This is a genomic window from Acidovorax sp. GW458-11-26-14-TSB4, assembly GCF_059423865.1.
Map to the genome: position 1 here is coordinate 123,151 of NZ_JBWKYR010000008.1, position 24,736 is coordinate 147,886.

Genomic DNA, 24,736 nt, shown 5'->3' on the forward strand with positions numbered 1-24,736 from the left:
GAATCAATAATTATGAATGATGTAAACTCGGTGCCACACCGGGAACAGCCATTCACGCTACCCCAGCCATCTTCGGAGACCGTTTCGCCATGAGTGCCACGCCCCCCCACAGCCCCCCTGAATTCGCTGCCGCCTCGCTCGAGGCCTGGGCGAAAGCCGCCGCCAAGTCGGCGCCGGGCGGCGATGTCAATGCGCTGAACTGGGTCACCCCTGACGGCATCACCGTCAAGCCGCTGTACACGGCGGCCGATACGGCCGACCTGCCGTACGCCAACACCTTGCCGGGCTTCGAGCCCTACCTGCGCGGCCCCCAGGCCACCATGTACGCGGTGCGGCCCTGGACCATCCGCCAGTACGCGGGCTTTTCCACGGCCGAGGAATCCAACGCCTTCTACCGCAAGGCGCTGGCGGCGGGCGGGCAGGGCGTGAGCGTGGCGTTCGACCTGGCCACCCATCGCGGCTACGACAGCGACCACCCGCGCGTGACCGGCGACGTGGGCAAGGCCGGCGTGGCCATCGATTCGGTGGAGGACATGAAGATCCTGTTCGACCAGATCCCGCTGGACAAGGTCTCGGTCTCCATGACCATGAACGGCGCCGTGCTGCCCGTGCTGGCCGGCTACGTTGTGGCGGCGGAAGAGCAGGGCGTGTCGCAGGCGCAGCTGAGCGGAACCATTCAGAACGACATTCTGAAGGAGTTCATGGTGCGCAACACCTACATCTACCCGCCCAAGCCGAGCATGCGCATCATCGGCGACATCATCGGCTACACGGCACGCAACATGCCGAAGTTCAACTCCATCTCCATCTCCGGCTACCACATGCAGGAGGCGGGCGCCAACCAGGCGCTGGAGCTGGCCTTCACGCTGGCTGACGGCAAGGAGTACGTAAAGACCGCCATCGCCTCGGGCCTGGACGTGGACGAGTTCGCCGGCCGCCTGTCCTTTTTCTGGGCCATCGGCATGAACTTCTATCTCGAAGTCGCCAAGATGCGCGCCGCGCGTCTGCTGTGGTGCCGCATCATGAAGGAGACGGGCGCCAAGAACCCCAAGAGCCTGATGCTGCGCACCCACTGCCAGACCAGCGGCTGGAGCCTGACCGAGCAGGACCCCTACAACAACATCGTGCGCACCACCATCGAGGCCATGGCGGCCGTGTTCGGCGGCACGCAGAGCCTGCACACCAACGCGCTCGACGAGGCCATCGCGCTGCCCACCGAATTCTCGGCCCGCATTGCGCGCAACACGCAGCTCATCATCCAGGAAGAGACGCACATCACCAACGTGGTCGATCCCTGGGCCGGCAGCTACATGATGGAAAAGCTCACCCAGGACATGGTGGACGCCGCCTGGGCCATCATCGAGGAGGTCGAGGCCATGGGGGGCATGACCCAGGCCGTGGACAGCGGCTGGGCCAAGCTCAAGATCGAGGCCGCGGCCGCCGAGAAGCAGGCGCGCATCGACAGCGGCAAGGACGTGATCGTGGGCGTCAACAAGTACAAGCTGGCCAAGGAAGACCCGGTCGACATCCTGCAGATCGACAACGTCAAGGTGCGCGACGGCCAGATCGCACGCCTGAAGAACATCCGCGCCACGCGCGATGCGGCCAAGGTGCAAGAGGCACTCGACGCACTCACCCACGCCGCCGAATCCGGCGAGGGCAACCTGCTGGACCTGGCCATCAAGGCCGTGCGCCTGCGCGCCACGGTGGGCGAGGTGTCCGACGCGCTCGAAAAAGTCTACGGGCGCCACCGCGCCGACACGCAGAAGGTGACCGGTGTGTACGCAGCTGCCTATGACTCGGCCGAGGGCTGGGACAAACTCAAGAGCGAAATCAGCGCGTTTGCCGACGCCGAGGGCCGCCGCCCGCGCGTGATGATCGCCAAGCTCGGCCAGGACGGCCACGACCGCGGCGCCAAGGTGGTGGCCACGGCCTTTGCCGACCTGGGCTTCGACGTGGACATGGGCCCGCTGTTCCAGACCCCCGAGGAATGCGCGCGCCAGGCCATCGAGAACGACGTGCACGCCGTGGGCGTGAGCACGCTGGCCGCCGGCCACAAGACCCTGGTGCCGGCCATCATCCAGTCGCTCAAGGACCAGGGTGCGGACGACATCATCGTCTTTGTTGGCGGCGTGATCCCGGCGCAGGACTACGACTTCCTGTACGAGGCCGGCGTCAAGGGCGTCTATGGCCCGGGCACGCCCATCCCGGCCAGCGCCAAGGACGTGCTCGAACAGATCCGCAAGGCCATCGCGGCATGAGGGGCGTGGGAGGTGCTGCCTTGACTGCGCCCCTGTTCACCCTGCAGCCCGTGGCCGAAGAGGATTTCGAATCCATGCTGGAGTTGCGCACCGCCGCCATGCGCGACAGCCTGGAGCGCGTGGGCCGCTACACGCCCGAGCGCTCGCGCGAGCGCCTGCACGCCGCCTTTGCGCCCCGGTACATGCAGCACCTGGTGTCGCCCGACGGCCGGCGCATGGGCTTCGTCACCGTGCAGCCCGAGGGTGCGGGCGTGCTGCGCCTGCAGCACCTGTACCTGCACCCCGACTGGCAGGGCGGCGGCACCGGCGCCGCGGTGCTGGCCAGCGTGCAGGACCGGGCGCGCCGCGAAGGCGCGGTGCTGCGCGTGACCGCATTGCAGCACAGCGATGCCAACCGCTTCTACCTGCGCCACGGCTTCGTGCAGACTGGCGAGGAAGACGTGGACGTGCACTACGAGTGGCGGGCCGGGGAGGGCGCTGCCGCATGAACGCACCCCTGCCTCTGCCCGACCTGCAGGCTCCCGCCAACACCTGGTTCGACGGCATCCTGCACGGCAGCCAGGCCGTGCAGCGCCGGGCCATGGCCAAGGCCATCACCTTGCTCGAATCCACCCGCGCCGACCACCGCGCCCAGGGCGACGCCCTGCTCACGGCCCTGCTGCCGCACACGGGCCGGGCGTTCCGCCTGGGCATCAGCGGTGTGCCCGGCGTGGGCAAGTCCACCTTCATCGAGGCGCTGGGCCTGTTCCTCATTGGCAAGGGGCACCGCGTGGCGGTGCTTACCGTCGATCCGTCGAGCACGGTCTCGGGTGGCTCCATCCTGGGCGACAAGACGCGCATGGAGCAGCTGTCCATGCGCGCGGAGGCGTATATCCGCCCCAGCCCCTCGGGCGGCACCCTGGGCGGCGTGGCCGAGAAGACGCGCGAGGCCATGCTGGTCTGCGAGGCCGCCGGCTACGACGTGGTGATCGTGGAGACCGTGGGCGTGGGCCAGAGCGAGATCGCCGTGGCCGGCATGACCGACATGTTCGTGCTGCTGCAGTTGCCCAACGCGGGCGACGACCTGCAGGCCATCAAGAAGGGCGTGATGGAGATCGCCGACCTGGTGGCCATCAACAAGGCCGACATCGACAAGAACGCCGCCACCCGCGCCCAGGCGCAGATCACCTCGAGCCTGCGCCTGCTGGGCATGCACGGCAACCCCGACCATGCCACGCACGGAGCGCTGTGGCAGCCGCGGGTGGTGCAGATCAGCGCGCTGCTGGGCCAGGGCGTGGACGGCTTCTGGGACGCCGTCACCCAGTTCCGCACCCAGCAGACCGACAACGGCCGCCTGGCCTTGCGCCGCGAAAAGCAGTCGCTGGCCTGGATGTGGGAGCGCATCGACGCCGGGCTCAAGCAGGCGTTTCGCCAGCACCCGGCCGTGCGCGGCCTGTTGCCCACGCTGCAGGCCGACGTGGCCGCGGGGCGCGTGGCGGCATCCACTGCTGCGCGCACCCTGCTGGCAGCATCCCATACCAATACACCGTAATCACCACAGCCATTTCACCGAAAGAGCGACCATGCAAGACATCCTGGAGCAACTGGAGAAGAAGCGCGCCCTGGCGCGCCTGGGCGGCGGGCAAAAGCGCATCGATGCGCAGCACGCCAAGGGCAAGCTCACGGCGCGCGAGCGCATCGAGCTGCTGCTGGACGACAACACCTTCGAAGAGTGGGACATGTTCGTCGAGCACCGCTGCACCGACTTCGGCATGGAGGACAACAAGATCCCCGGCGACGGCGTGGTCACCGGCTACGGCATGATCAACGGCCGCCTGGTCTTCGTCTTCAGCCAGGACTTCACCGTCTTCGGCGGCGCCCTGAGCGAAACCCATGCCGAGAAGATCTGCAAGGTGATGGACCAGGCCATGAAGGTCGGCGCCCCGGTCATCGGCATCAACGACTCGGGCGGCGCGCGCATCCAGGAGGGCGTGGCCTCGCTGGGCGGCTATGCCGACGTGTTCCAGAAGAACGTGCTGGCCAGCGGCGTGATCCCGCAGATCAGCATGATCATGGGCCCCTGCGCGGGTGGCGCCGTTTACTCGCCGGCTATGACGGACTTCATCTTCATGGTCAAGGATTCGAGCTATATGTTCGTGACCGGCCCTGAGGTGGTCAAGACCGTGACGCACGAGGAGGTCACAGCCGAGGAACTGGGCGGCGCCGGCACCCACACCACGCGCAGCGGTGTGGCCGACATGGCCTTCGAAAACGACGTGGAGGCGCTGATGATGCTGCGCCGCCTGTACAACTACCTGCCGCTGAACAACCGCGAAAAAGCCCCCGTGCGCCCGAGCAAGGACCCGGCCGACCGCATGGACCGCAGCCTCGATACCCTGGTGCCAGAGAACCCGAACAAGCCCTACGACATGAAGGAGCTGATCACCAAGGTGGTGGACGACGGCGACTTCTTCGAGCTGCAGCCCGACTACGCCAAGAATATCGTGATCGGCCTGGCGCGCATGGAAGGGCAGACCGTGGGTATCGTCGCCAACCAGCCGCTGGTGCTGGCTGGCTGCCTCGATATCAAGAGCTCCATCAAGGCGGCGCGCTTCGTGCGCTTTTGCGATGCCTTCAACATCCCGGTGGTCACCTTCGTCGACGTGCCCGGCTTCATGCCCGGCACCAGCCAGGAATACGGCGGCATCATCAAGCACGGTGCCAAGCTGCTGTACGCGTACGCCGAGTGCACCGTGCCCAAGATCACCGTCATCACGCGCAAGGCCTATGGCGGCGCCTACGACGTGATGAGCTCCAAGCACCTGCGCGGCGACGTGAACCTGGCCTGGCCCAATGCTGAGATCGCCGTGATGGGCGCCAAGGGTGCGGTGGAGATCATCTTCCGCGAGGACAAGAACGACCCGGTGAAACTCGCCGCCCGAGAGGCCGAATACAAGGAGCGCTTTGCCAACCCCTTCGTGGCCAGCGCCCGCGGCTTCATCGACGACGTGATACTGCCGCACGAGACGCGCAAGCGCATCTGCCGCAGCCTGGTCATGCTGCGCGACAAGAAGCTCGAGAACCCCTGGCGCAAGCACGGCAACATCCCCCTGTGAGGCCATGGTGCTAAGCCACTACCCCCGCTTCCGCAAGGGCGCCGCACAGGGCCTGGTGCCCAAGCTCGGCGGCCTGCCCTGGGGCCTGCCTCCTGAGCGCTGGCCGGTCTGCGAGGAATGCGGCCGCCCCATGAGCCACTTGGCCCAGCTGCCTGCCGACCCTGCGGTGCTGCCAGGCGTGCCGGAGGGCGAGGTGCTGTTCGCCTTCAAGTGCGAATGGGACAGCGTCTGCAGCTTCTGGGAAGTCGATGGCGGCGCCAATGCCGTCTTCACCGTGCCGCGCCAAGCGCTGGCCGATGCGCTGACCCCGGCCCCGGTGGTGGAGGACGGCGCGCCCGAGGTTCTGCCCGAGCTGGCCATCACCCACTGGCATGCCGCCGACGATGGCGCACCTGCCGAGCTGGAAGAGGCCTTCTACGACTATGGCGATCACAGCGACCTGCCCGACGAGATTGCCCACCCGCACAACTGGGCCGGCGAATGGCGCACCAAGGCCGGCGGCGTGCCGTACTGGACCGCCAACGGCGCCCAGCAGGTGCCGCCGGGCCGGCTGGTGCTGCAGATCGACAACTGGGTGTACCTGGAGGAGGGGGGCATCACCGAGGTAGCGAACTTCTGCTCCGACGGCACCGCCTTCATCTTCATCGACCGGTCGCAGCTGCCACCGGCCTATTCCCTGATCATCAACCGCTGAAGAAAGGCGCCATTTTCGCCATGCTGATCGCCCCGAGCGCCGCACGCTTTCCCGCCGTTCTTTCCTGGCAATCCGCAGGGTCCGCCGCCATGGGCGATGCTGCCGGGTTGTCCCGGATGTGGAAGGCATGGACGCGCCAGCTGTCCACCATGGAGTCCGTGGCCACGGCCCGAGGCTGGCAGGTCGAACCGCTGTCCCGGGAGAAGCCCGCTTCCGAAGCGGCCTTGAAGGCGCTCGACGCCACCCTCATGGAGCGGGCAGGGCGCCCACTGCCTGCGCAACTGCGCTGGCTCCTGTCCCAGGCCTCGGCCTGCACCTTCGGCTGGCGCCCGCCAGCCGAAGACCGGCCGGACGGGGAGTTCGACGCCTGCTACCACGGCGGCGGAGCGCTCTGGGACCTGGAGCAGGTCGACGCCACCGGAGCCATGCTCTCCAACTGGGTCGAGGGCTGGGTGGAGCAGTTGCGGGACGACGAGGAGCACGCCGAGGCCGACGCCGTGCAGGCCTTCTGGCACGGGCACCTGGCCTTCCTGCACCTTCCCAATGGCGATATGCTGGCACTGGACCTGCGCAGCGACGACCCGACCCACAGGCCCGTGCGCTACTTCAGCCACGAGCAGGACGGCCTGCACGGCGATGTGATCGCGGCCGACCTGTTCGGCTTCCTCAGTGGCTGGATGGCACTGGGCTGCGTGGGCACTACCTGGCACTGCTGGAACCTGTTCACGGCCGATGAGGCCCCTGGGCGTGTGCGCCTGGACAGCGCGGGCACCACGGCCCAGCGCTGGCGCATGTGGCTGGCGGACGACCCGGCGCTGATGCCTGACGGCGTGCCCGCACGGCCCCCGGCGGTGCGCGCCAGCACGCCCGCTGACTTCGCCTTGCTCAAGGCTGCGGCCAAGGGTGGGATCAAGGCACTTGAGGCCGCCATCGCGGCCGGCGCCCAGCTCGACTGCCTGGACCTCGACGACCACCTGAACGACGAGAACACCGCCGTGGCGCTGGCCGCCAGGCGCGATGACATTCCCATGCTGGAATGCCTGGTGCGCCACGGAGCCTCGCTGGCACCCCACCACCTGCCACTGCTGGCCGCCACCACCACCGCGCAGGCGTCCACCCTGCTGTGGTTGGTCCAGGCCGGCGCCCGCATCGACCCCTGGCCCGGGGAGCGGTTTGCGGCCCTGCACCGCCTGCTGGACGCCGATCAGCTGTCCGACGACGAATACTTCGCCGTGCTCGACGCCATGCTGGCCAAGGGAGCCGATCCCGACGTGGGCTGGGACAGCGCGTCCAGCGGAGCCACGACCACGCTGCTGATGCGTGCCGGCCCCACCACCCAGGCACGCCTGCTGGCGGCCGGCGCCAATCCACGGGCGCGCGACCTGCAGGGCTGCACCGCCATGCACCAGGCGCGATCGGCGCAGCAGATCCAGCTGCTGGCGGAGCATGGTCTGGACGTGAATGACCTGTCCACCCCGCCCCCCGGCGACACCGCCACCACCCCGTTGCAGGACGCGCTGGGCGAATGGTCGAAAACCGCGCCTTCCGAGGGGGTGAAGGCCTTCCTGTCAGCCGGCGCCGACCCGGCAGTGGCGGATTCGCTGGGCAACAACGCCTGGGCCTACTGCCGGCACCTCGCATGCGCCAGGCTGCTGGCCAAGCGCCTGCCTTTCGACCCGGGCTGGCGCAATGCCCGTGGCCAGACCTGCCTGCACTTCGCGCTGGAGCGGGACCACCGCCTGGAGACCCATTCCGAAACGCTCTGGCCGCAGATGGTCCGCTGGGGCCTTGCGGTCGATGCCCAGGATGACGATGGCAACACGGCCCTGCACCTCATGGCCGGCTATGTCGACAGCGAACACGACCTGCCCAGCGTGCAGTCGCTGCTCGACCTGGGCGCATCCTGGGAGGTGCGCAACCGGGCCGGCAAGACACCCCGGGACCTGCTCAAGAAGAAATACCGCGCCTCGGTGGGCGCACTGGCGGCCCGATGACGCCTTTGTCCACATCCCTTCAACATCCTTTTCCTGCCCTGGCGGCGAGGACCTCTTCGACTTACTGACCACAGAAAGCACAGAAAAATGTTCACCAAGATCCTGATCGCCAACCGTGGCGAAATCGCCTGCCGGGTCATCGCTACCGCGCGCAAGATGGGCATCGCCACCGTGGCCGTGTATTCCGACGCGGACAAGGAAGCCCGCCATGTGAAGCTGGCCGACGAGGCCGTGCGCATCGGCGCCGCGCCCAGCCGCGAGAGCTACCTGCTGGCCGACAACATCATCGCCGCCGCCAAGCAGACCGGCGCGCAGGCCATCCACCCGGGCTATGGCTTCCTGTCGGAGAACGAGGCCTTTGCCCAGCGCTGCGAGGACGAGGGCATCGCCTTCATCGGCCCCAAGGCGCATTCGATCGCGGCCATGGGCGACAAGATCGCCTCCAAGAAGCTGGCCAACGAAGCCAAGGTCAACACCATCCCTGGCTACAACGATGCCATCAGCGGCCCCGAGCAGGCGGTGGAGATCGCCAAGGGCATCGGCTATCCGGTGATGATCAAGGCCTCGGCCGGTGGCGGTGGCAAGGGCCTGCGCGTGGCCTTCAATGACAAGGAGGCCTTCGAGGGCTTCGCCAGCTGCCAGAACGAGGCACGCAACAGCTTCGGCGACGACCGCATCTTCATCGAGAAGTTCGTGCAGCAGCCGCGCCACATCGAGATCCAGGTGCTGGGCGACAGCCACGGCAACGTGATCTACCTGAACGAGCGCGAATGCTCCATCCAGCGCCGCCACCAGAAGGTGATCGAGGAGGCGCCGTCGCCCTTCATCAGCGACGCCACGCGCAAGGCCATGGGCGAGCAGGCCGTGCAACTGGCCAAGGCCGTGAAGTACCAGAGCGCCGGCACGGTGGAGTTCGTGGTCGGCAAGGACCAGGACTTCTACTTTCTGGAGATGAACACCCGCCTGCAGGTGGAGCACCCGGTGACCGAGTGCATCACCGGCCTGGACCTGGTGGAGCTGATGATCCGCGTGGCCGCCGGCGAGGCCCTGCCGCTGACCCAGGCCGACGTGAAGCGCGACGGCTGGGCCATCGAGTGCCGCATCAACGCCGAAGACCCGTTCCGCAACTTCCTGCCCAGCACCGGGCGCCTGGTGCGCTTTCAGCCGCCGGAAGAATCGATGTTCCAGTCCGACACGGCCAAGAAGCTCGGCGTGCGCGTGGACACCGGCGTGTACGAGGGCGGCGAGATCCCCATGTACTACGACTCGATGATCGCCAAGCTCATCGTGCACGGAACCGACCGCGACGACGCCATCCACAAGATGCGCGCGGCGCTCAACGGCTTCGTGATCCGCGGCATCAGCAGCAACATCCCTTTCCAGGCAGCCTTGCTGGCGCACCCCAAGTTCGTCTCGGGCGACTTCAACACCGGCTTCATCGCCGAGAACTACAGCCAGGGTTTTGCGGCCGAAGACGTGCCGCACGAGGACCCGCTGTTCCTGGTGGCGCTGGCCGCCTACATGAACCGCCGCTATCGCGCGCGGGCCTCGGGCATCAGCGGCCAACTGGCTGGCCATGAGGTCAAGGTGGGCGAGCAGTTCGTGGTGGTCACGCTGGGCGCAGGCGGCCAGAACGTGCACAACGCCGTGTCGGTGACGGATTTCGAGGACCTGTCCGGCTCCAGCGCCGTGACGGTGGACAACCGCACCTACCGCATCAGCAGCTCGGCCACGCTGGGCCAGGTGCGCGTGCAGGGCCAGTGCAACGGCCTGGGGTTCACGGCCCAGGTGGAGCGCGGCGCAGGCAAGAACCCGCTGGCCCTGCGCATCGCGCACAACGGCACGCAGATCGAGGCCATCGTGCTCTCGCCCCTGGGTGCGCGCCTGCACCAGCTCATGCCCTTCAAGGCCCCGCCGGACCTGAGCCGCTTCCTGCTCTCGCCCATGCCCGGCCTGCTGGTGGATGTGGCCGTACAACCCGGCCAGAAGGTGCAGGCCGGCGAGAAGCTGGCCGTGATCGAGGCCATGAAGATGGAGAACATCCTCTTTGCCGCGCAGGATGGCGTGGTGGGCAAGATCGTCGCCGGCAAGGGTGAATCGCTGGCCGTGGACCAGGTGATCCTGGAATTCCAATGATCGCGGAGCGCACGCAGCTGTGTTCGTGACGGTGGATGAGTGGCCATCGGCCGCGCCCCGCAGGCGCTGGCCGCTGGCGCGCCTGGCCTGCCTGCTGGCGGGCACGGTGCTGCTGGCCGATGGCCTGGTGCTCATGTCCATGGGCCTGTTCTCCATGGGCGTGACCGTGCCCGGCGCGCTGGGCCTGGGCTTGTGCCTGCTGGCCTGGCGCTGGCAACCGCTACAGGCCTGGCGCAAGCGATCTCGCTGGGGGCGGCGCCTGTGGCGCGCTGGCTGGCTGCTGCTCCTGGCCTGGGTGGCCAGCGTGGCCCTGTTCTGGAATGCGCTGGCCGGGCAGGTGCGCACATTCAACGCCGCAGCGGCCGATGTGCCGCTCAAAGCCATCATCGTACTGGGCAGCGGCACGCCCAACGGCCAGCCGTCGCCCGCGCTGCGCGCGCGGCTGGACAAGGCGCGCGAGCTGGCCGCGGCCCACACTGCCGCCTGGGTCGTGGTATCGGGCGGGGTGGACTTTGGCGAGACCGCGAGCGAGGGCCGCATCATGGGCGACTACCTGCGCGCCCAGGGCCTGGCGGCCGAGCGCATCCTGCAGGAAGAGCGCAGCACCAGCACCGAACTGAACCTGCGCTACAGCCTGCCGCTGCTGCAGGCCAAGGGCCTGGGTCTGGAAAGCCCCGTGGCCGTGGTCACCAGCGACTTCCACACCGTGCGCGCCCAGCGCATCGCGCGCAAGATTGGCTACACGCAATCCGTGGTGGTGGCCGCCCCCACGCCGCTGTACCTGCGCTACAACGCCTGGCTGCGCGAGTATTTCGCCACCGCCAGCAGCTGGATCCTTGGCGAGGTGTGATGCTTCGCCTGCAACCGCCATTCTTCCTATCGAGACTGCCATGAACACATCCGCAACCCGTCCCTTCAAAGTCCTGGGCATCCAGCAGGTCGCCATCGGCGGCACCGACAAGGCGCGCATGAAGACCCTGTGGGTGGACATGCTGGGCCTGACCCAGACGGGCACCTTCCAGAGCGAGCGCGAGAACGTGGACGAGGACATCCTGGCCATGGGGCAGGGCGCCCACAAGGTGGAGGTGGACATCATGCAGCCCCTGGACATCGACAAGAAGCCCGCCGTGCACACCACGCCGCTCAACCACATCGGCCTGTGGATCGACGATCTGCCCAAGGCGGTCGAATGGCTCACCGCCCAAGGCGTGCGCTTTGCGCCGGGCGGCATCCGCAAGGGCGCTGCGGGCTACGACATCACCTTTTTGCACCCCAAGAGCAACGACGAGTTCCCGATTGCGGGCGAGGGCGTGCTGATCGAGTTGGTGCAGGCGCCGGCCGACGTGATCGCGGCGCTGGGCTGATGGCCTCCTCGGGGCGCTGCCTGCGCACTGCGGCGATGGTGCTGCTGCTCGCGCTGGCCAGCCCCGCGCCCTGGGCTGCTGGCAACGCCTACCCGCTGGGCTGGGCCCGCCCCGGCGAGACCCTGCAATACCGCTCCTGCGGCTGCGCCGACAGTTGTTGGGTGGCCGAGGTGAGGAACCGCCGCACCCGCCAGACCCTGGCCAGCCTGCGCTGCGACTGTGAACGCCTGTTCTCGCGCGTGGGTGCACGCGGGCCCGAGACCGAGCGTGCCCCGAGCTGCGCCGCGTTCGAAGGCACGGCGGACAAGCCGGCCGCCATCCGCAAGGCACTGGAAGAACTGCTCGGGCGCTGATCCTGGAGAACACCGTCCATGACCTGGCGGGTCATGGATCCGCAAGTCCATGGGGAATACAAACGGAGCATTCCGTCCCTTCATGGAGTTGTGTTCCCATGCGCATCCTCACCACCCTGGCCCTGCTGGTCGTGGGCATCATCCACCTGATCCCCGTCTCGGGCGTGCTCGGCCCCGAGCACCTGGCCCGCCTGTATGGGGCTGCACCGTCCGACCCCAGTGCGCTCATCCTCATGCGCCACCGCGCCGTGCTGTTCGGCATCGTGGGGGCGGTGTGCGTCTACGCCGCCTTCAAACCAGCCCTGCAATGGCTGGCCCTGGCGCTGGCTTTTTCCAGCGTGGCCTCTTTCCTCTGGCTCGCCTGGTCCACCGGTGGATTCAACTCGCACCTGCAGCGCGTGGTGCACGCCGATGTCCTGGCCCTGGCATGCCTGCTCGCGGGGGCCGGTGCGCTGCTCTGGACGGAATGCACGCTGGCAACGGCGCCCTAACTTTCACGAACGTCGAAGCTTCCAGGGCGGCCTGGCGTGCAAGATGGAAGCAAAAGCGCTCCATAGGCTGCAAGTTCCGCAAACGGATTTTTCGGTGCTTTCAAAATGCAGTCTAAAGAATTCAAATGCACGCTTTGTCGCTCTTCATGAATTTGCAAATGAATGAAGTTATGGAACAGAAATTTGTGGCACTTTTTGTGACCATACAGCTTGTATCTGCGCCAAAACCTCCTTCAAAATCAGGGTGATAGCAACGCAAGGTGCCATTTAATCCATCACCGGAGTGGCGCCTTGTGTGACACCGGTGCGCGTGGCGTCCGGCATCTTTGAAAGGATCACCCCCCATGGAATCTCAAGCACTGTCCACCCCCCAGCCCATCCAGTTGCACCGCCCTGCGCCCAAGCCGGCAGTGCAGGGCGAATGGTCGGTAGCGGCCATCCAGGCCCTGCTCGACACACCCCTGATGGACCTGCTGTTCCGGGCCCAGACCGTGCACCGCCAGCACTGGCCCGCGGGCGACATCGAATTGGCCACGCTGCTCTCGGTCAAGACCGGAGGTTGCCCCGAGAACTGCGGCTACTGCCCGCAAGCGGCCGAGTTCGACACGGGCGTCAGGGCCGACAAGCTGATGGCCGTGGACGAAGTGCTGCGCGCCGCCCAGGCCGCCAAGGACGCAGGCGCCACGCGCTTTTGCATGGGGGCCGCCTGGCGCGCGCCCAAGGACGGCGATATCGAAAAGGTCAGCGAGCTGATCTGCGCCGTCAAGGGCCTGGGCCTGCAGACCTGTGCCACCCTGGGCATGCTCGAAGGGCACCAGGCCCAGGCGCTCAAAGACGCTGGCCTGGACTACTACAACCACAACCTCGACACCGCCCCCGAGTACTACACCGACGTGGTCAGCACCCGCGCCTACCAGGACCGCCTGGACACCTTGCAGCATGTGCGCAGCGCCGGCATCAGCGTGTGCTGCGGTGGCATCGTGGGCATGGGCGAGGCACCCGTGCACCGCGCCGGGCTGATCGCCCAACTGGCCAACCTCAACCCCTACCCGGAATCCGTGCCCATCAACAGCCTGGTGCGCGTGCCCGGCACCCCGCTGGCCGACAGCGAACCCATTGACCCGCTCGACTTCGTGCGCATGATCGCCGTGGCCCGCATCACCATGCCCAAGGCGCGCGTGCGCCTCTCGGCCGGGCGCCAGCAGCTGGGCGAAGCCGTGCAGGCGCTGTGCTTTCTTGCCGGGGCGAATTCGATCTTCTACGGCGACAAGCTCTTGGTGACGGGAAACCCGGATGTGGAGGCCGACGAGCAACTGCTGCGCAAGCTCGGCCTGCACGCAACCGGCCAGGCATGCACCAAGGCGCTTGAGCACAATTGAATTGCGAATTGACCAACGGTGAAGAAGCAGAATCGTTTGGTTGCAAACTCACCTGTTTAGGGGGCCTTGGAAGCACCAGCTTCCACCTGCGGACAGCTAGAATCACTCCCCATAAGAGCGACTCTTGTGAGGGGGCGTGATGCACGAAACTCGGGAGGATGCTGCGCGCGCGGCTGGCAAGCCGCTGCATCAGCGGGTGCGTCCGCAAGACCAGTGCCGCCAGGACGAACTGGCCATCGCGCAGGCCACGATTGCCTCCCAGCAGCGCGAGCGCGATTTCCAAACCCCGCAAGCCCATGCGGCATTGCGTAAAGCCCAACAGACCCGCAGCATCTACAGCGCGGAACCCAGGCGCTCTTTAAGCGAACGCCAAGCCCAGGCCGACCTCAAGCGCCAACAGATCACCCAGGGGTTCACCAGCGCCAGCCCGCGCAACCTCAGTGCCCCTGTGGCCGGCACCGTCCAGCAACTGGCCATGCACACCGAAGCCCATGCCCTGATGATCATCGTGTCCGACAGCGCCAGCGTGAGCGCCGAGGTGGCGCTGGAGAACAAAGGCATCGGCTTCGTGAGCCCGGGGCAGGGCGTGGCGATCAAGCTGGGACCTTTGCCTTCACGCGCTACGGCACGCTCGATGCCACGGTGGAGAAGGTCACGCAGGACGCGGTCAATGACGAGAAGCGCGGGGCGATCTTCCCGGCCACGTTGAAGCTGAACCAGACCACCATCGACGTGGATGGCAAGCAGATCAAGCTGGCGCCGGGGATGAACATCACGGCGGAGATCAAGACGGGCCAGCGACGGGTTGTTGAATTCCTGCTCAGTCCGATTCAGAAGGCGGGGAGTGAGAGTTTGAGGGAGCGGTGATGCGCTTCGCCATCATCAAAAAAATTTTTCAGACCTCAAACAATTAAATAAAAATTCAAATAATTTTCAGCCTCTCTTGCAACCACTGATGGCTAAAAATAGTAAGAGGAAACCAAAATAAAATGAATGCATTTAACGCCGTCATCGAGATAAAAAATAGCTTAGATGATTTGCCCGTCAAAAATGAAACTGGCAATTGAATTTTCAGTCAAATTCATGCCAAAATTTTGTTATTTGCTATTTCTTTGTTTATTAATAATGGAAAAGGCGACAGCTGGCTTGCCAATTCCGAGTCCAATGCCTCTCGACTATTTTCTATGGGCTAAAAATCCATTGATACTGACTGGAAAGTTCACAAGAATTGTCTATACAGACGGCAAATCGGGTGAACTTGTAGGCTATACCAATGAGAAATCCGGAAATGAACTATTGTTCACAGAAAATACAAAAGACAAATCAATCAATGATCAATTCATGGAAATAGTTGATGCAAAAATCTTCATGATTGCGCCTACCTCGGAGGAATATATAAAATCTCTTCAGAAATGCGCATTCAAACGAATATACATTCCATCCACAATTGATCCAAGCAGCAAAATGGATAGCGATGTTTACTACAAAAGCCTTGTTGGAAAGAGTGTTATCTTATTTTTATCCCACCGCATAACATACCAGCGTGGAGTTGAGAAATTTTCCACGCCAATTTTCTTGCGTTATCCCGGCCCCAACTGGAATGATGGGAAGCCATTACCGACTGAAGATTTAATCTTTGTGCAGGACTCCGCAAACAAAGCCGGATATGTGACCCCGCAATTGAAACTCTGCAACCCCCAAATCAATAATGCCATGATAAAAATCAATCCAGATATCAATCGCGAAAGTGCAGGCAGTCTTTTGAAAAACGGTGTTGAATTCCACTGAATCTTGACCCAGTTCAAGCAGTAATTTCCATTTGAAGTTGACCCACGTACTAACCCTATCCTGCTGCTTTTAGAAGCAGGAGATTTCAGGAGTGATAGACGTGGCGACACGCAGTGTCATCAGGCGATGGGCTCTGCGCGAGCAGCTGTCCATCCGCGAGATTTCAAGGCGCACAGGCCTGGCTCGCAACACCGTGAAGAAGTATCTGCGCTCGGGTGATGAGCAGCCCAGCTATGCCAAGCGCGCGAGCTCCAGCAAGCTCGATCCATTCGCAGAGAAGCTTTCTACCTGGCTAGCTCTGGAGGCAACAAAGTCACGCAAACAGCGGCGCACTTTGCGGCAGCTCCACACAGCCTCAGCCTAAAAAGCAGAAAACCCAGCACTTATCCACATCGTAGACCACTCATCTCACACAACAGAGTGGGTCAGTATTCGATGGAAAAGGCGGGTCAGATCTCAGTGCAATCCAACAACCGTCAACGGAAATTCCAGAAATAACACCATTCGGGTTAGCGGCCGGGGCGCCGATTCTGTGGTTTTGCGCGGCATGGGTGGTAACGATGAGCTGTATTCTGACAATCGTGCAGGAATGACGCTGGATGGGGGCGATGGAAATGACACCCTCTCTGGCGGAAACTATGTCGGCGTTATATTTATCGGCGGCGCGGGCGATGATGAGTATTATATCGAAAAGGGTTATCAAGATATAATCAAAAAAATACGATAGCTGCATCGGAAGAGCACAACACACTGTATCTGTCTGGTGTTTCAAAGACAGCAACAAGATTCATAAGAGAAGAAAATGATCTGGTGATCCGGGGAACTGCCAACAATTTGGTGAGGGTTGAAGGGTTCTTTGGCGAAAACGGCGCCCCCGGCCAGTTCAATGCGCTTCAGGAAATCGTCTTCGACGATTACACCAGCATGGACTTTGCAGCGATTTTTGCCTTGGCAAAGACCAACGCTGCGCCGGTACTGCAGACTCCGCTGGCGCCCGTGGAAACACAGCCTGGCAAGTTCTTCGAGTGGTACATGCCGGGTGACTCGTTCGTTGACGATGGTCCGCTGACCTATACCGCCACCCTGGAAAATGGATCGCCTTTGCCCAGCTGGGCCACTGTGCATTCCAATGGCGATATCACCGGCAACATTCCCGCCAACTTGAGCCAGAACCTGAGGATCAAACTTACCGTGACCGATGCCGAGGGGCTATCCGTCTCTGGCATCCTGGCACTGGCGATTCGGGTTCCTGGTTTGAACCTGCAAGGCACTTCCGGCAATGACACCTTGCGAGGCGGCGCCGGAGATGACGTCCTCAAGGGTATGGACGGCACCGACCAGTTGCAGGGCAATGGCGGCAACGACCGGCTCGAGGGCGGTGCAGGCAACGACTCCCTGTTGGGCCACGCAGGCGCGGATACGCTCATCGGCGGTCTGGGCAACGATACCCTCAATGGCGGCGCCGGCGATGACACCTTCGAGTTCACCCAGGGCGATGGTCAGGACACCCTCGATGCCATCGACGCCAAGACGGCCGTGGACAAGCTCTTGATCCACGGCTGGACGCCTTCGCAGATCCAACTGGTTCGCTCGGGCAACCACCTGCAGGTTCGCATGGGCGGGGGCACCGCCGACCAGGTGACGCTGTCCAACTACATCGCGGCCGATACCACACCGAGCAGCGTGCCCACCAACAGCAAGATCGACCAGATCGTCTTCGACAACGGCGAGACCTGGGACCAGGCCAGGATCGACACCATTCTGGCGATGCCTGTTCCACCACCGAGCAGCTACACCTATGCCTACACCATGCCCACCGCCAACACGGACTACACCGTGACCGGCACGGCGGCCTACAACTTCAAGGGCAATGCCAAAGCCAACAAGCTGACCGGCAACGACGGTGCCAACGTCATCAATGGCGCTGCAGGCAATGACACGCTGACGGGAGGCAAGAGTGGCGACACCTACTTCATGGAAGCGGGCACGGGCCAGGACACCATTGTCGAGAACGACAGCACGGGCGGCGTCAACGACTTGCTGCAGTGGGGGTCGAGCATCCGCCACGACCAGATCTGGCTGGCCAAGTCAGGCAATAACCTGGAGGTGAGCGTGATCGGTACCAGCGACAAGGCCATCATCAAGGACTGGTACCTGGGCACGGCGCAGCACGTCGAGCAGATCTGGGCCAATGCAATGGCAAGGTGCTGACGGACACCAAGGCGCAGGCCCTGGTGGACGCCATGGCGGCGTTCTCGCCACCAGCAGCGGGGCAGACGACGCTGAGTGCGAGTTACCAGGCGGCGCTCAATCCGGTGATCGCAGCCAACTGGACCTGAGCGTGGACCGGAAGGCCGGGGCTTTGCCCCGGCCTTCCGGGTTCAATCGCCGCGCAGGCCCCGCACCTCCGCGCGCAACCGCTCCACCTCCGCCTGCAACCGGCTGTTCTCATGCATCTGGTCAAAATCCTTCTGCAATTGCTTGCGGTGCTCCACGTAGTACATCAGGTTGCTGACCCGCAGGCGCAGCAGCTCGGGCTCGATGGGTTTGAAGACATAGTCGATGGCGCCCAGGCTCAGGCCCTGGTGGCGTGAGGCGTCGTCGGTCATCGCGGTGACGAAGATGATGGGTGTGCATTCCGAGGCGTGGTGCTCGCGCAGGCGGCGCGCCACCTCGAAGCCGTCCATGCCCGGCATCATCACGTCCAGCAAAATCAGGTCCGGCGGCGCGTCGGACTGGCAGATGGCCAGGGCCTTTTCGCCGCTCTGGGCGATCTTGACCTTGAAGCGGTCGCGGAACAGGCCGGCCAGCAATTGCAGGTTGTCGGGCGTATCGTCCACCACCAGGATGGTGGCGCGCTCGGGCTCGGCGGGTGGTTCGGGTGCAGGCTCCAGCGGGGGCGGGGGCGCCAGTGCGGAGACCAGGGCCTGGGCGTCGCGCTGCATCACCCGCTGCATGCGCTCGATGAGGCGGCGTACCGTGAAGGGCTTGACCAGCAGGTCGCCGATGCCCAGGCGGATCGCCCGGGCAGCCGAGTCGCGGTCCAGCCCGCCCGACATCAGCATGAAGGGCAGGCCCGCCAGCTTTGGGTCGGCGCGCATGGCTTCGAGCAACCCGAGGCCGTCCATGCCCTGCATGTCCATGTCGCATACCACCACGTGCACGGGTTCCGCGCGCAGCAGCTGCAGGGCGCGGGCGCCGTCGCGGGCCTGCAGCACCTGGCCGAAGCCGAAGGTCTGCAGCTGGCTGGCCAGGGCCTGGCGCATGGCGCTGGCACCTTCGGCCAGCAGCACGGTGGTCTTGGAGGGATGCATGGGATGGATGGGCTCAGGGCTTGAGGGCGCCGTCTGCGGTGAGCTCGATGTGCTCCGCAGGCAGGTCGGCGGCGATGCGGTCCACCTGGGCGGCCAGCGCATGTTCACCGTCGGAAAAGCGCTGGGCGATGGCCCTGAACTCCTCGGACAGCGCGAGGAAGGCGTCCACCATGTCGGGATCGAAATGGCTGCCCCGGCCGTCGCGGATGATCTCCACCGCCATCTCGTGCGGGAAGGCGGCCTTGTACACGCGCTCGGAGATCAAGGCATCGTAGACATCGGCCACCGCCATCAGCCGCGCTGACAGGGGGATGGTGTTGCCCACCAGGCCCTCGGGGTAACCCGAGCCGTCCCACTTTTCCTGGTGGCTGTAGGCGATCTCCTTGGCGTAGCGGAAGAACGGGTTGGCTTGCGAGGTCTCGCGCTCCGCCGCAATGATCGCGTCGCGCCCCAGCGTGGTGTGGGTCTTCATGACCTCGAACTCTTCGGGCGTGAGCTTGGCGGGCTTGAGCAGAATGCGGTCCGGGATGCCCACCTTGCCGATGTCGTGCAGCGGTGCCGACTTGAAGATCATCTCGATGGCCGCCTCGGTCAGTTCGTCCGCAAAGCGCGGGTGGTGCTGCAGCTTGCGCGCCAGCACCTCCACATAGTGCTGGGTGCGGCGGATGTGGTTGCCGGTCTCGTTGTCGCGCGTCTCGGCCAGCGAGGCCATGGCGCGGATGGTGCCGTCCTGCAGCTCCACGACCTCGCGCGTGCGCTTGGCCACCTCGTCCTCCAGGTACTGGTTCTGGCGCGCCAGCATGTCGCGGGCGCGCTTGAGCAGCAGGTGGTTGCGCACCCGCGCCAGCGTGATGGCGGGGTTGACGGGCTTGGTGATGTAGTCCACGGCCCCAAGCTCCAGGCCGACGGTCTCGTCGTCCGTGGCGCTCATGGCCGTGAGGAAGATCACCGGGATGTCCTCGGTGTCGGGGTTGAACTGCAGGCGGCGCAGCACCTCGTAGCCGTCCATCTCGGGCATCATGATGTCCAGCAGGATCAAATCGGGCTTGGCTTCGCCCGCCACGATCTGCAGTGCCCGCTCGCCGCTGTTGGCCAGCTTGACCTTGTAGTCCGGGCGCAGCAGGTCGCTCATCAGCGACAGGTTGTCGGGCGTGTCGTCCACCACCAGCACCGTGCACCTGCCGCTGGATTCCATGGGATTGTTCATGTCGTGGGTCCTCCTTGTATCGCTGGGCCGGGCAGAGGGGCTGCCCGCAGCAGTGCCAGTGCGTCCGTGAAGATGTAGCTGTCCAGGGCCCGCTTCATCTCGCCGTAGACCGGGCCCAGGAGCGCCTGCAGGGCAGGGGCCGAGTCCTTGAACAGCTCCACGGCGTCCGAGTCGTCGTCCGCCAGCAATGCGTCCAGGCGAGCCAGCAGTTGCTGCGCCTCGGCGGGGTCCACCACGGCCGGGGGCGCTGCGGCTTCCTGGGCGGGCAGTGCATGCTGCAGTGCCTCCACCAGGGCCTGGCATGCCTTGCCCAGTGGGGCGAGCAGGGCGGCCAGGGTGCCCGCGTCCGCGCCGTCTGCAATGGCTTTTTCCACCGCCGCGGCCAGATGGGCCAGGTGGGCCGCGCCAATGGTGCCCGCCGTGCCCTTGAGGGTGTGCATGCTGCGCAAGGCGTCGTCGCGCTGGCCTGCGGCCAGGAAGGCCTGCGTGTTCTGCACGGCCGACGCCTGGCCGGCGGTGAACTTGCGCAGCAGGCTTTCATAGGCGGCGGGCTTGCCCAGCACGCGGCGCAGGCCGGCGGCCGTGTCCAGCCCATCGATTCGCGTGAGCGGCCCATGGAGCACATCCGCGGACTGCGCTGGCGTTGCTCCAGCCGCCGCCAGCCCATCCTGTGCTTCGCCGCGCGCCGGCACCCACTGCAGCAACTGGGCGAACAGTTCGTCGGGGTCGATGGGCTTGGCCACATGGCCGTTCATGCCGGAGGCCAGGCAGTTGTCGCGGTCGCTGCTCATGGCGTTGGCCGTCATGGCCAGCACGGGCAGGCTGGCCCAGGCCGGGTTCTCGCGGATGCGGCGGGTGGCGGTGAGGCCGTCCATCACCGGCATCTGCATGTCCATGAGCACGATGTCGTAGGGCGCGCGCTGGTGCAACATGTCCAGCGCCACCTGGCCGTTCTCGGCCACCTCCACCACCAGCCCGGCATCGCCCAGCAGGTCGGCGCCCACCTGCTGGTTCAGGTCGTTGTCGTCCACCAGCAGCACGCGGGCGCCGCGGATGGGGGCCAGGTCGGGGGCACTGCCGGCGCGGCGCGGTGCGGCACGATCCGCCAGGCTGGCCTCCTGCCCCCCCAGCGCCCGCATGGCGGCGTCGAACAGCAGCGATGGGCTGACCGGCTTGGTCAGCATCAGCGCAATGCCGGCCTTCTCCAGTGCGCGGAACACCTCTTCGCGGCCATGGGCGGTGACGATCACCGGCACCGGCGGGTGCGGCAGCAGGGCCAGCTGGGCGGCCGTCTGGAACCCATCCATGCCCGGCATGCGCCAGTCGAGAAACGCAATCTCGCAAGGCAGGCCCGCCTCGTCGGCCTCGCGGGCGGCGGCAATCCCCTCCTCGCCCGAGGCGGCCGTGGTCACGGCAAAGCTCATGCTGGCCAGCAGGCCCGCCAGGATCTGGCGCGCCTGCTCGCTGTCGTCCACCACCAGCACGCGGCGCCCGCGCAGGTCGGGCTCGGGCATGAGCGGGCCCGCCGAAGGCGTGCCCAGGCCCACGCGGGCGGTGAACCAGAAGCGGCTGCCCTGGCCGGGCGTGCTCTGCACGCCCACATCCCCGCCCATCAGGCCCGCGAGCTTCTTGGAAATCGCCAGGCCCAGCCCGGTGCCGCCGTACTTGCGGGTGGTGGAGGTGTCCGCCTGCTCGAAGGAGCGGAACAGCCGCGACTGCTGCTCGGGCGTGAGGCCGATGCCCGTGTCCTGCACCTCGAAGCGCAGCAGCAGGCCTTGCTCATCATCACGCGCCAGCTCGGCCACGCGCACCACGATCTCGCCGGTGTCGGTGAACTTCACGGCGTTGTTGCCGTAGTTCACGAGGATCTGCCCCAGGCGCAGCGGGTCGCCGCGCAGGTCGTCGGGCAGGGCCGGGTCCACATCGAACATCAGCTCCAGGCCCTTGGCCGAGCATTTGTCGCCGATCAGATTGGCCACGTTGTCGAGCACGCTGCGCAGCCCGAAATCGACGGTTTCCACTTCCAGCTTGCCGGCCTCGATCTTGGAAAAGTCGAGGATGTCGTTGATCAGCCCCAACAGGTGCTGGCCCGAGCGCTGGATCTTCTCGACATAGTCGCGCTGGCGCGGCGACAGGTCGGTGGTGAGCGCCAGGTGGCTCATGCCGATCACCGCATTCATGGGGGTGCGTATCTCGTGGCTCATGTTGGCCAGGAAGTCCGACTTCATCTGCGAGGCGTCTTCGGCGCGGGCGCGGGCGATCTCCAGCTCTTCCTCGTGCTCGCGCAGCGCGGTGTTGGCTTTCTCCAGCGCCTCGGTGCGCTCGACCACGCGGGCTTCCAGCACTTCCTCGCTGCGCTTCAAGGCATCCACCAGCTCGGCCTGCGCGGCCAGCGCCAGCGACTTGGCTTTTTCGCGCTTGAGGAACTGCCGGGCCATGGCCACGGCCAGCAAAAAGGTGAGCACCGCCTGGAAGGCCGTGAGGCCGGTGGTCAGCAGGGTCTGGTGCTGCACCTCGGCGTTGCGCTGGTCGCCGAGCAGCGCGGAAATGCGCGACGCGTTGAGCGACAGCTCCTGCACCGTCGGGCGCAGTTCCACCAGGCGCTCGCGCAACAGCCGCATATTGGCCTGGCTGGTGCGCGCGTCGACGCTCTGGCCGAAATAGCTGTCACCGGCCTCCACGAACTCCTGCAGTTCCGCCAGTGCCTTGGCGTACAGCGGCTCGTGCTGCATCAGCGTGCGCGCAGTGCCGCTCTCCAGTGCGCTGAAGCGGCTCAGGAACAGGTCGTAGCGCAGCTGCAGCGCATCCGTGGAGATGCTTTGCGGGTCGTATTCGTACTGGTGCAGCGCGTGGTCCAGCCGTTCATGCTCCACATTGAGCTGCAGGTAGGACCACAGGGCGTTCACGTCGCCCCGGCGCATCACGGCTTCGACACTGCGGTACTGGCGGTACTGCACGGTCGCAATGGACACATAGACCACCACCAGGCTGGCAATGATCAGGGGCAGGAGGTGCTTGCTGCGCAGCATGGGTGCCCCTGGTGCCGCTCACTGGATCTGCAGTGTGCTGAGCTGCCAGGCGGAGCGGTTGTAGTAGAGCTCGGTACGCAACTCGGCCTTGGTGTCGAAAGGATAGACAATGAACAGCGGCCCCTTCTCGCGGATCGGCATGGGGCGGTTGTTCATGAGCCGCGCCACGATCACCTCGTGGCGCGTGGCGTCGTCGAAAGGGATCTCGGTCTTGTAGTCGTTGAGCGCCACCGCCGTAATCTTGCTGCCCTTGGCGCCCGCGGCGGCCAGCACGTCGCGCAGCAGCGGCCCGGTGAAGCTCACCGGCTGCGGGTACCAGGGTGTCTGGGTGGTGAAGGTCTTCTGGGGCAGCTTTTCGAGCATCTTCATGTCGAACTGCGCCTTTTGCCCCTGGTTGGCCTGGGTGGTGCTGCCCTGCACGGTCAGCACCACGCGGCCGGCGGGCTTTTCCAGCGCGGTCATTTGTGCCTGCGCAGGGGAGAAAAAGGCACAGGCCGACACCACAACGCCTGCAGCGAGGCGCAGCCATGGGCTTCTGGCCCGATACGCACCGGTCATGCAATTCTCCCTCATCGGCCTGTGAGGCCGTTGTTCCTGCTTTATGGTCCCTTTATAGCAGCCTGCGCGTTTTCACGCACCTGTGGAATGACCACTGGCCGAAGCCACCGAGGGGCCTGCCAGGGGCGCGCTCAGCGCAAGGGGTGGGGAGGCGCGCCGGTCACGGGCAGGGTGGCCCGCAGCACGGTGCCCGAAGAAGATTCCGTCATGACGATCTCCGAGGTGGCGGGCCGGAAGGCGATGTTGGTCACCGTGGGACCCACGGGGCTGCGCACGAAATGGGTCACTTCGCCGCGCGCATTGAGCACGAAGGCGCCGCCCAGGCTGGCATGCGCCACCACCACCCCGCCATCGGCCGTGGCGGCCAGGCCATCGGGCCCGCTGGTGCCGAAGAAGGTCTGCAGCGCCCCCATCTTGGAGATGCTGCCGTCGGGCAGCAGCGGCGCACGCCAGACCTGGTTGCCGCGCGTCACGGCCACGAAGAGGGCGCCGCCGTCGGCGCTCAGCGCCAGTCCGTTGGGGCTGGGGGCGTTGGCCAGCAACAGGTCGAGCCGGCCGCCGCGCGTGTAGCGGTAGACGCGGCCCGTGGGGTCGTGCATGCCCGTCTGCCCCTGGTCGGTGAAATACAGGTTGCCCGCGGCATCGAAGGTCAGGTCGTTGACCCCCTTGAAAGACTCGCTGTTGCGGTGCGCCAGCACCGGTTCGGGCGCGCCGCTGCCCGCCGGGTCCAGCCGCAGGATGCCGCGCCGGTAATCGGCGATCCACAGGCTGCCATCGGCATGCAGTGCCAGGCCGTTGGGCCAGCCGTCGTACTGCACCACCAGCTGCCACTGGCCGTCGGGCGTGATGCGCAAGATGCGGCCGTAGGGGATGTCGGTCACGTACAGGTTGCCCTGGCCGTCGAACACCGGGCCTTCGAGAAAGCTGTCCATCACATGGCCGGGCTTGTTGGCGTCCACCCATTCGGTGCGCCGCGGCTGGCGCATGGCGTCGGGCAGGCGGGTCAGCACGGTGGCCTCGATGACCTCGGGCGGGGCAAAGCTCAGGTTCCACATGGGAGAGGGGTCCTTTCT

23 protein-coding genes and 1 pseudogene are annotated in these 24,736 nt (G+C 65.4%); 19 read left to right on the forward strand and 5 right to left on the reverse strand.

Features of this window, described 5'->3' with window-relative positions; all coding sequences use genetic code 11:
• Nucleotides 1–89 precede the first annotated feature (89 nt).
• From scpA to AC07X5_RS18025, 19 genes and pseudogenes are all read left to right on the forward strand, one after another.
• On the forward strand, nt 90–2,261 hold the full coding sequence (gene scpA, locus AC07X5_RS17935; protein WP_494771250.1) for a methylmalonyl-CoA mutase: 2,172 nt from the start codon (nt 90–92) through the stop codon (nt 2,259–2,261).
• Nucleotides 2,262–2,281: 20 nt separating this feature from the next.
• Nucleotides 2,282–2,749, forward strand: coding sequence for a GNAT family N-acetyltransferase (locus tag AC07X5_RS17940; protein WP_494771251.1), 468 nt, complete (start codon nt 2,282–2,284; stop codon nt 2,747–2,749).
• On the forward strand, nt 2,746–3,792 hold the full coding sequence (gene meaB, locus AC07X5_RS17945) for a methylmalonyl Co-A mutase-associated GTPase MeaB (protein ID WP_494771252.1): 1,047 nt from the start codon (nt 2,746–2,748) through the stop codon (nt 3,790–3,792). The genes AC07X5_RS17940 and meaB overlap by 4 nt, the downstream gene beginning before the upstream one ends.
• A 31-nt stretch (nt 3,793–3,823) precedes the next feature.
• Nucleotides 3,824–5,356 carry an acyl-CoA carboxylase subunit beta gene (locus AC07X5_RS17950; RefSeq protein WP_494771253.1) on the forward strand — a complete coding sequence of 511 codons (1,533 nt, stop codon included), beginning with the start codon at nt 3,824–3,826 and terminating at the stop codon, nt 5,354–5,356.
• Between the two features lie 4 nt (nt 5,357–5,360).
• The gene (locus tag AC07X5_RS17955) at nt 5,361–6,050 is read left to right on the forward strand and encodes a YwqG family protein (RefSeq protein ID WP_494771254.1); all 690 of its coding nucleotides are present in this window, start codon (nt 5,361–5,363) and stop codon (nt 6,048–6,050) included.
• Nucleotides 6,051–6,070: 20 nt separating this feature from the next.
• Complete coding sequence (locus AC07X5_RS17960; protein WP_494771255.1) at nt 6,071–8,044, forward strand: hypothetical protein; 1,974 nt, start codon at nt 6,071–6,073, stop codon at nt 8,042–8,044.
• An 87-nt stretch (nt 8,045–8,131) separates the two neighbouring features.
• Complete coding sequence (locus tag AC07X5_RS17965) at nt 8,132–10,180, forward strand: acetyl-CoA carboxylase biotin carboxylase subunit (RefSeq protein WP_494771256.1); 2,049 nt, start codon at nt 8,132–8,134, stop codon at nt 10,178–10,180.
• A gap of 25 nt (nt 10,181–10,205) precedes the next feature.
• Nucleotides 10,206–11,030, forward strand: coding sequence for a YdcF family protein (locus AC07X5_RS17970; protein WP_494771257.1), 825 nt, complete (start codon nt 10,206–10,208; stop codon nt 11,028–11,030).
• 40 nt (nt 11,031–11,070) lie between these two features.
• Complete coding sequence (locus tag AC07X5_RS17975) at nt 11,071–11,544, forward strand: VOC family protein (RefSeq protein ID WP_409963598.1); 474 nt, start codon at nt 11,071–11,073, stop codon at nt 11,542–11,544.
• Nucleotides 11,544–11,897 (forward strand): hypothetical protein, encoded by a 354-nt coding sequence (locus AC07X5_RS17980; RefSeq protein ID WP_494771258.1) that lies wholly within the window; start codon nt 11,544–11,546, stop codon nt 11,895–11,897. Before AC07X5_RS17975 ends, AC07X5_RS17980 begins: the two co-directional genes overlap by 1 nt.
• 98 nt (nt 11,898–11,995) lie before the next feature.
• Nucleotides 11,996–12,388 (forward strand): phosphopantetheine adenylyltransferase, encoded by a 393-nt coding sequence (locus AC07X5_RS17985; RefSeq protein WP_494771259.1) that lies wholly within the window; start codon nt 11,996–11,998, stop codon nt 12,386–12,388.
• A 344-nt stretch (nt 12,389–12,732) separates the two neighbouring features.
• On the forward strand, nt 12,733–13,767 hold the full coding sequence (bioB, locus tag AC07X5_RS17990; protein WP_494771260.1) for a biotin synthase BioB: 1,035 nt from the start codon (nt 12,733–12,735) through the stop codon (nt 13,765–13,767).
• A gap of 136 nt (nt 13,768–13,903) precedes the next feature.
• Nucleotides 13,904–14,476: an HlyD family secretion protein gene (locus tag AC07X5_RS17995; RefSeq protein ID WP_494771261.1), complete on the forward strand. Its 573-nt coding sequence runs from the start codon at nt 13,904–13,906 to the stop codon at nt 14,474–14,476.
• A complete protein-coding gene (locus AC07X5_RS18000; RefSeq protein ID WP_494771262.1) occupies nt 14,410–14,634 on the forward strand; it encodes a leukotoxin secretion protein D in 225 nt (74 codons plus the stop codon). The genes AC07X5_RS17995 and AC07X5_RS18000 overlap by 67 nt, the downstream gene beginning before the upstream one ends.
• A 183-nt stretch (nt 14,635–14,817) precedes the next feature.
• Nucleotides 14,818–15,555 (forward strand): hypothetical protein, encoded by a 738-nt coding sequence (locus tag AC07X5_RS18005; RefSeq protein ID WP_494771263.1) that lies wholly within the window; start codon nt 14,818–14,820, stop codon nt 15,553–15,555.
• Between the two features lie 91 nt (nt 15,556–15,646).
• Nucleotides 15,647–15,904 (forward strand): annotated as a pseudogene (locus tag AC07X5_RS18010) (IS21 family transposase); the annotation flags it as partial.
• Nucleotides 15,905–16,144: 240 nt separating this feature from the next.
• Nucleotides 16,145–16,282 carry a hypothetical protein gene (locus tag AC07X5_RS18015; protein WP_494771264.1) on the forward strand — a complete coding sequence of 46 codons (138 nt, stop codon included), beginning with the start codon at nt 16,145–16,147 and terminating at the stop codon, nt 16,280–16,282.
• A gap of 110 nt (nt 16,283–16,392) precedes the next feature.
• The gene (locus AC07X5_RS18020) at nt 16,393–17,766 is read left to right on the forward strand and encodes a calcium-binding protein (RefSeq protein ID WP_494771265.1); all 1,374 of its coding nucleotides are present in this window, start codon (nt 16,393–16,395) and stop codon (nt 17,764–17,766) included.
• The gene (locus AC07X5_RS18025; RefSeq protein ID WP_494771266.1) at nt 17,760–17,894 is read left to right on the forward strand and encodes a hypothetical protein; all 135 of its coding nucleotides are present in this window, start codon (nt 17,760–17,762) and stop codon (nt 17,892–17,894) included. Before AC07X5_RS18020 ends, AC07X5_RS18025 begins: the two co-directional genes overlap by 7 nt.
• Nucleotides 17,895–17,936: 42 nt before the next feature.
• On the opposite strand, the gene AC07X5_RS18030 is transcribed toward AC07X5_RS18025, so the two are convergent.
• The 5 genes from AC07X5_RS18030 to AC07X5_RS18050 all read right to left on the reverse strand — a co-directional run bounded on the left by AC07X5_RS18030 (nt 17,937) and on the right by AC07X5_RS18050 (nt 24,718).
• A complete protein-coding gene (locus tag AC07X5_RS18030) occupies nt 17,937–18,869 on the reverse strand; it encodes a response regulator (protein ID WP_494771267.1) in 933 nt (310 codons plus the stop codon).
• Between the two features lie 13 nt (nt 18,870–18,882).
• Complete coding sequence (locus AC07X5_RS18035) at nt 18,883–20,076, reverse strand: response regulator (protein WP_494771268.1); 1,194 nt, start codon at nt 20,074–20,076, stop codon at nt 18,883–18,885.
• Complete coding sequence (locus AC07X5_RS18040) at nt 20,073–23,105, reverse strand: response regulator (protein ID WP_494771269.1); 3,033 nt, start codon at nt 23,103–23,105, stop codon at nt 20,073–20,075. Before AC07X5_RS18040 ends, AC07X5_RS18035 begins: the two co-directional genes overlap by 4 nt.
• Nucleotides 23,106–23,123: 18 nt before the next feature.
• Nucleotides 23,124–23,567 (reverse strand): putative pterin-binding protein, encoded by a 444-nt coding sequence (locus AC07X5_RS18045; RefSeq protein ID WP_494771270.1) that lies wholly within the window; start codon nt 23,565–23,567, stop codon nt 23,124–23,126.
• A 227-nt stretch (nt 23,568–23,794) separates the two neighbouring features.
• Entirely contained in the window at nt 23,795–24,718 is a 924-nt protein-coding gene (locus tag AC07X5_RS18050) for an SMP-30/gluconolactonase/LRE family protein (RefSeq protein ID WP_494771271.1), read from the reverse strand.
• Nucleotides 24,719–24,736: the final 18 nt, after the last annotated feature.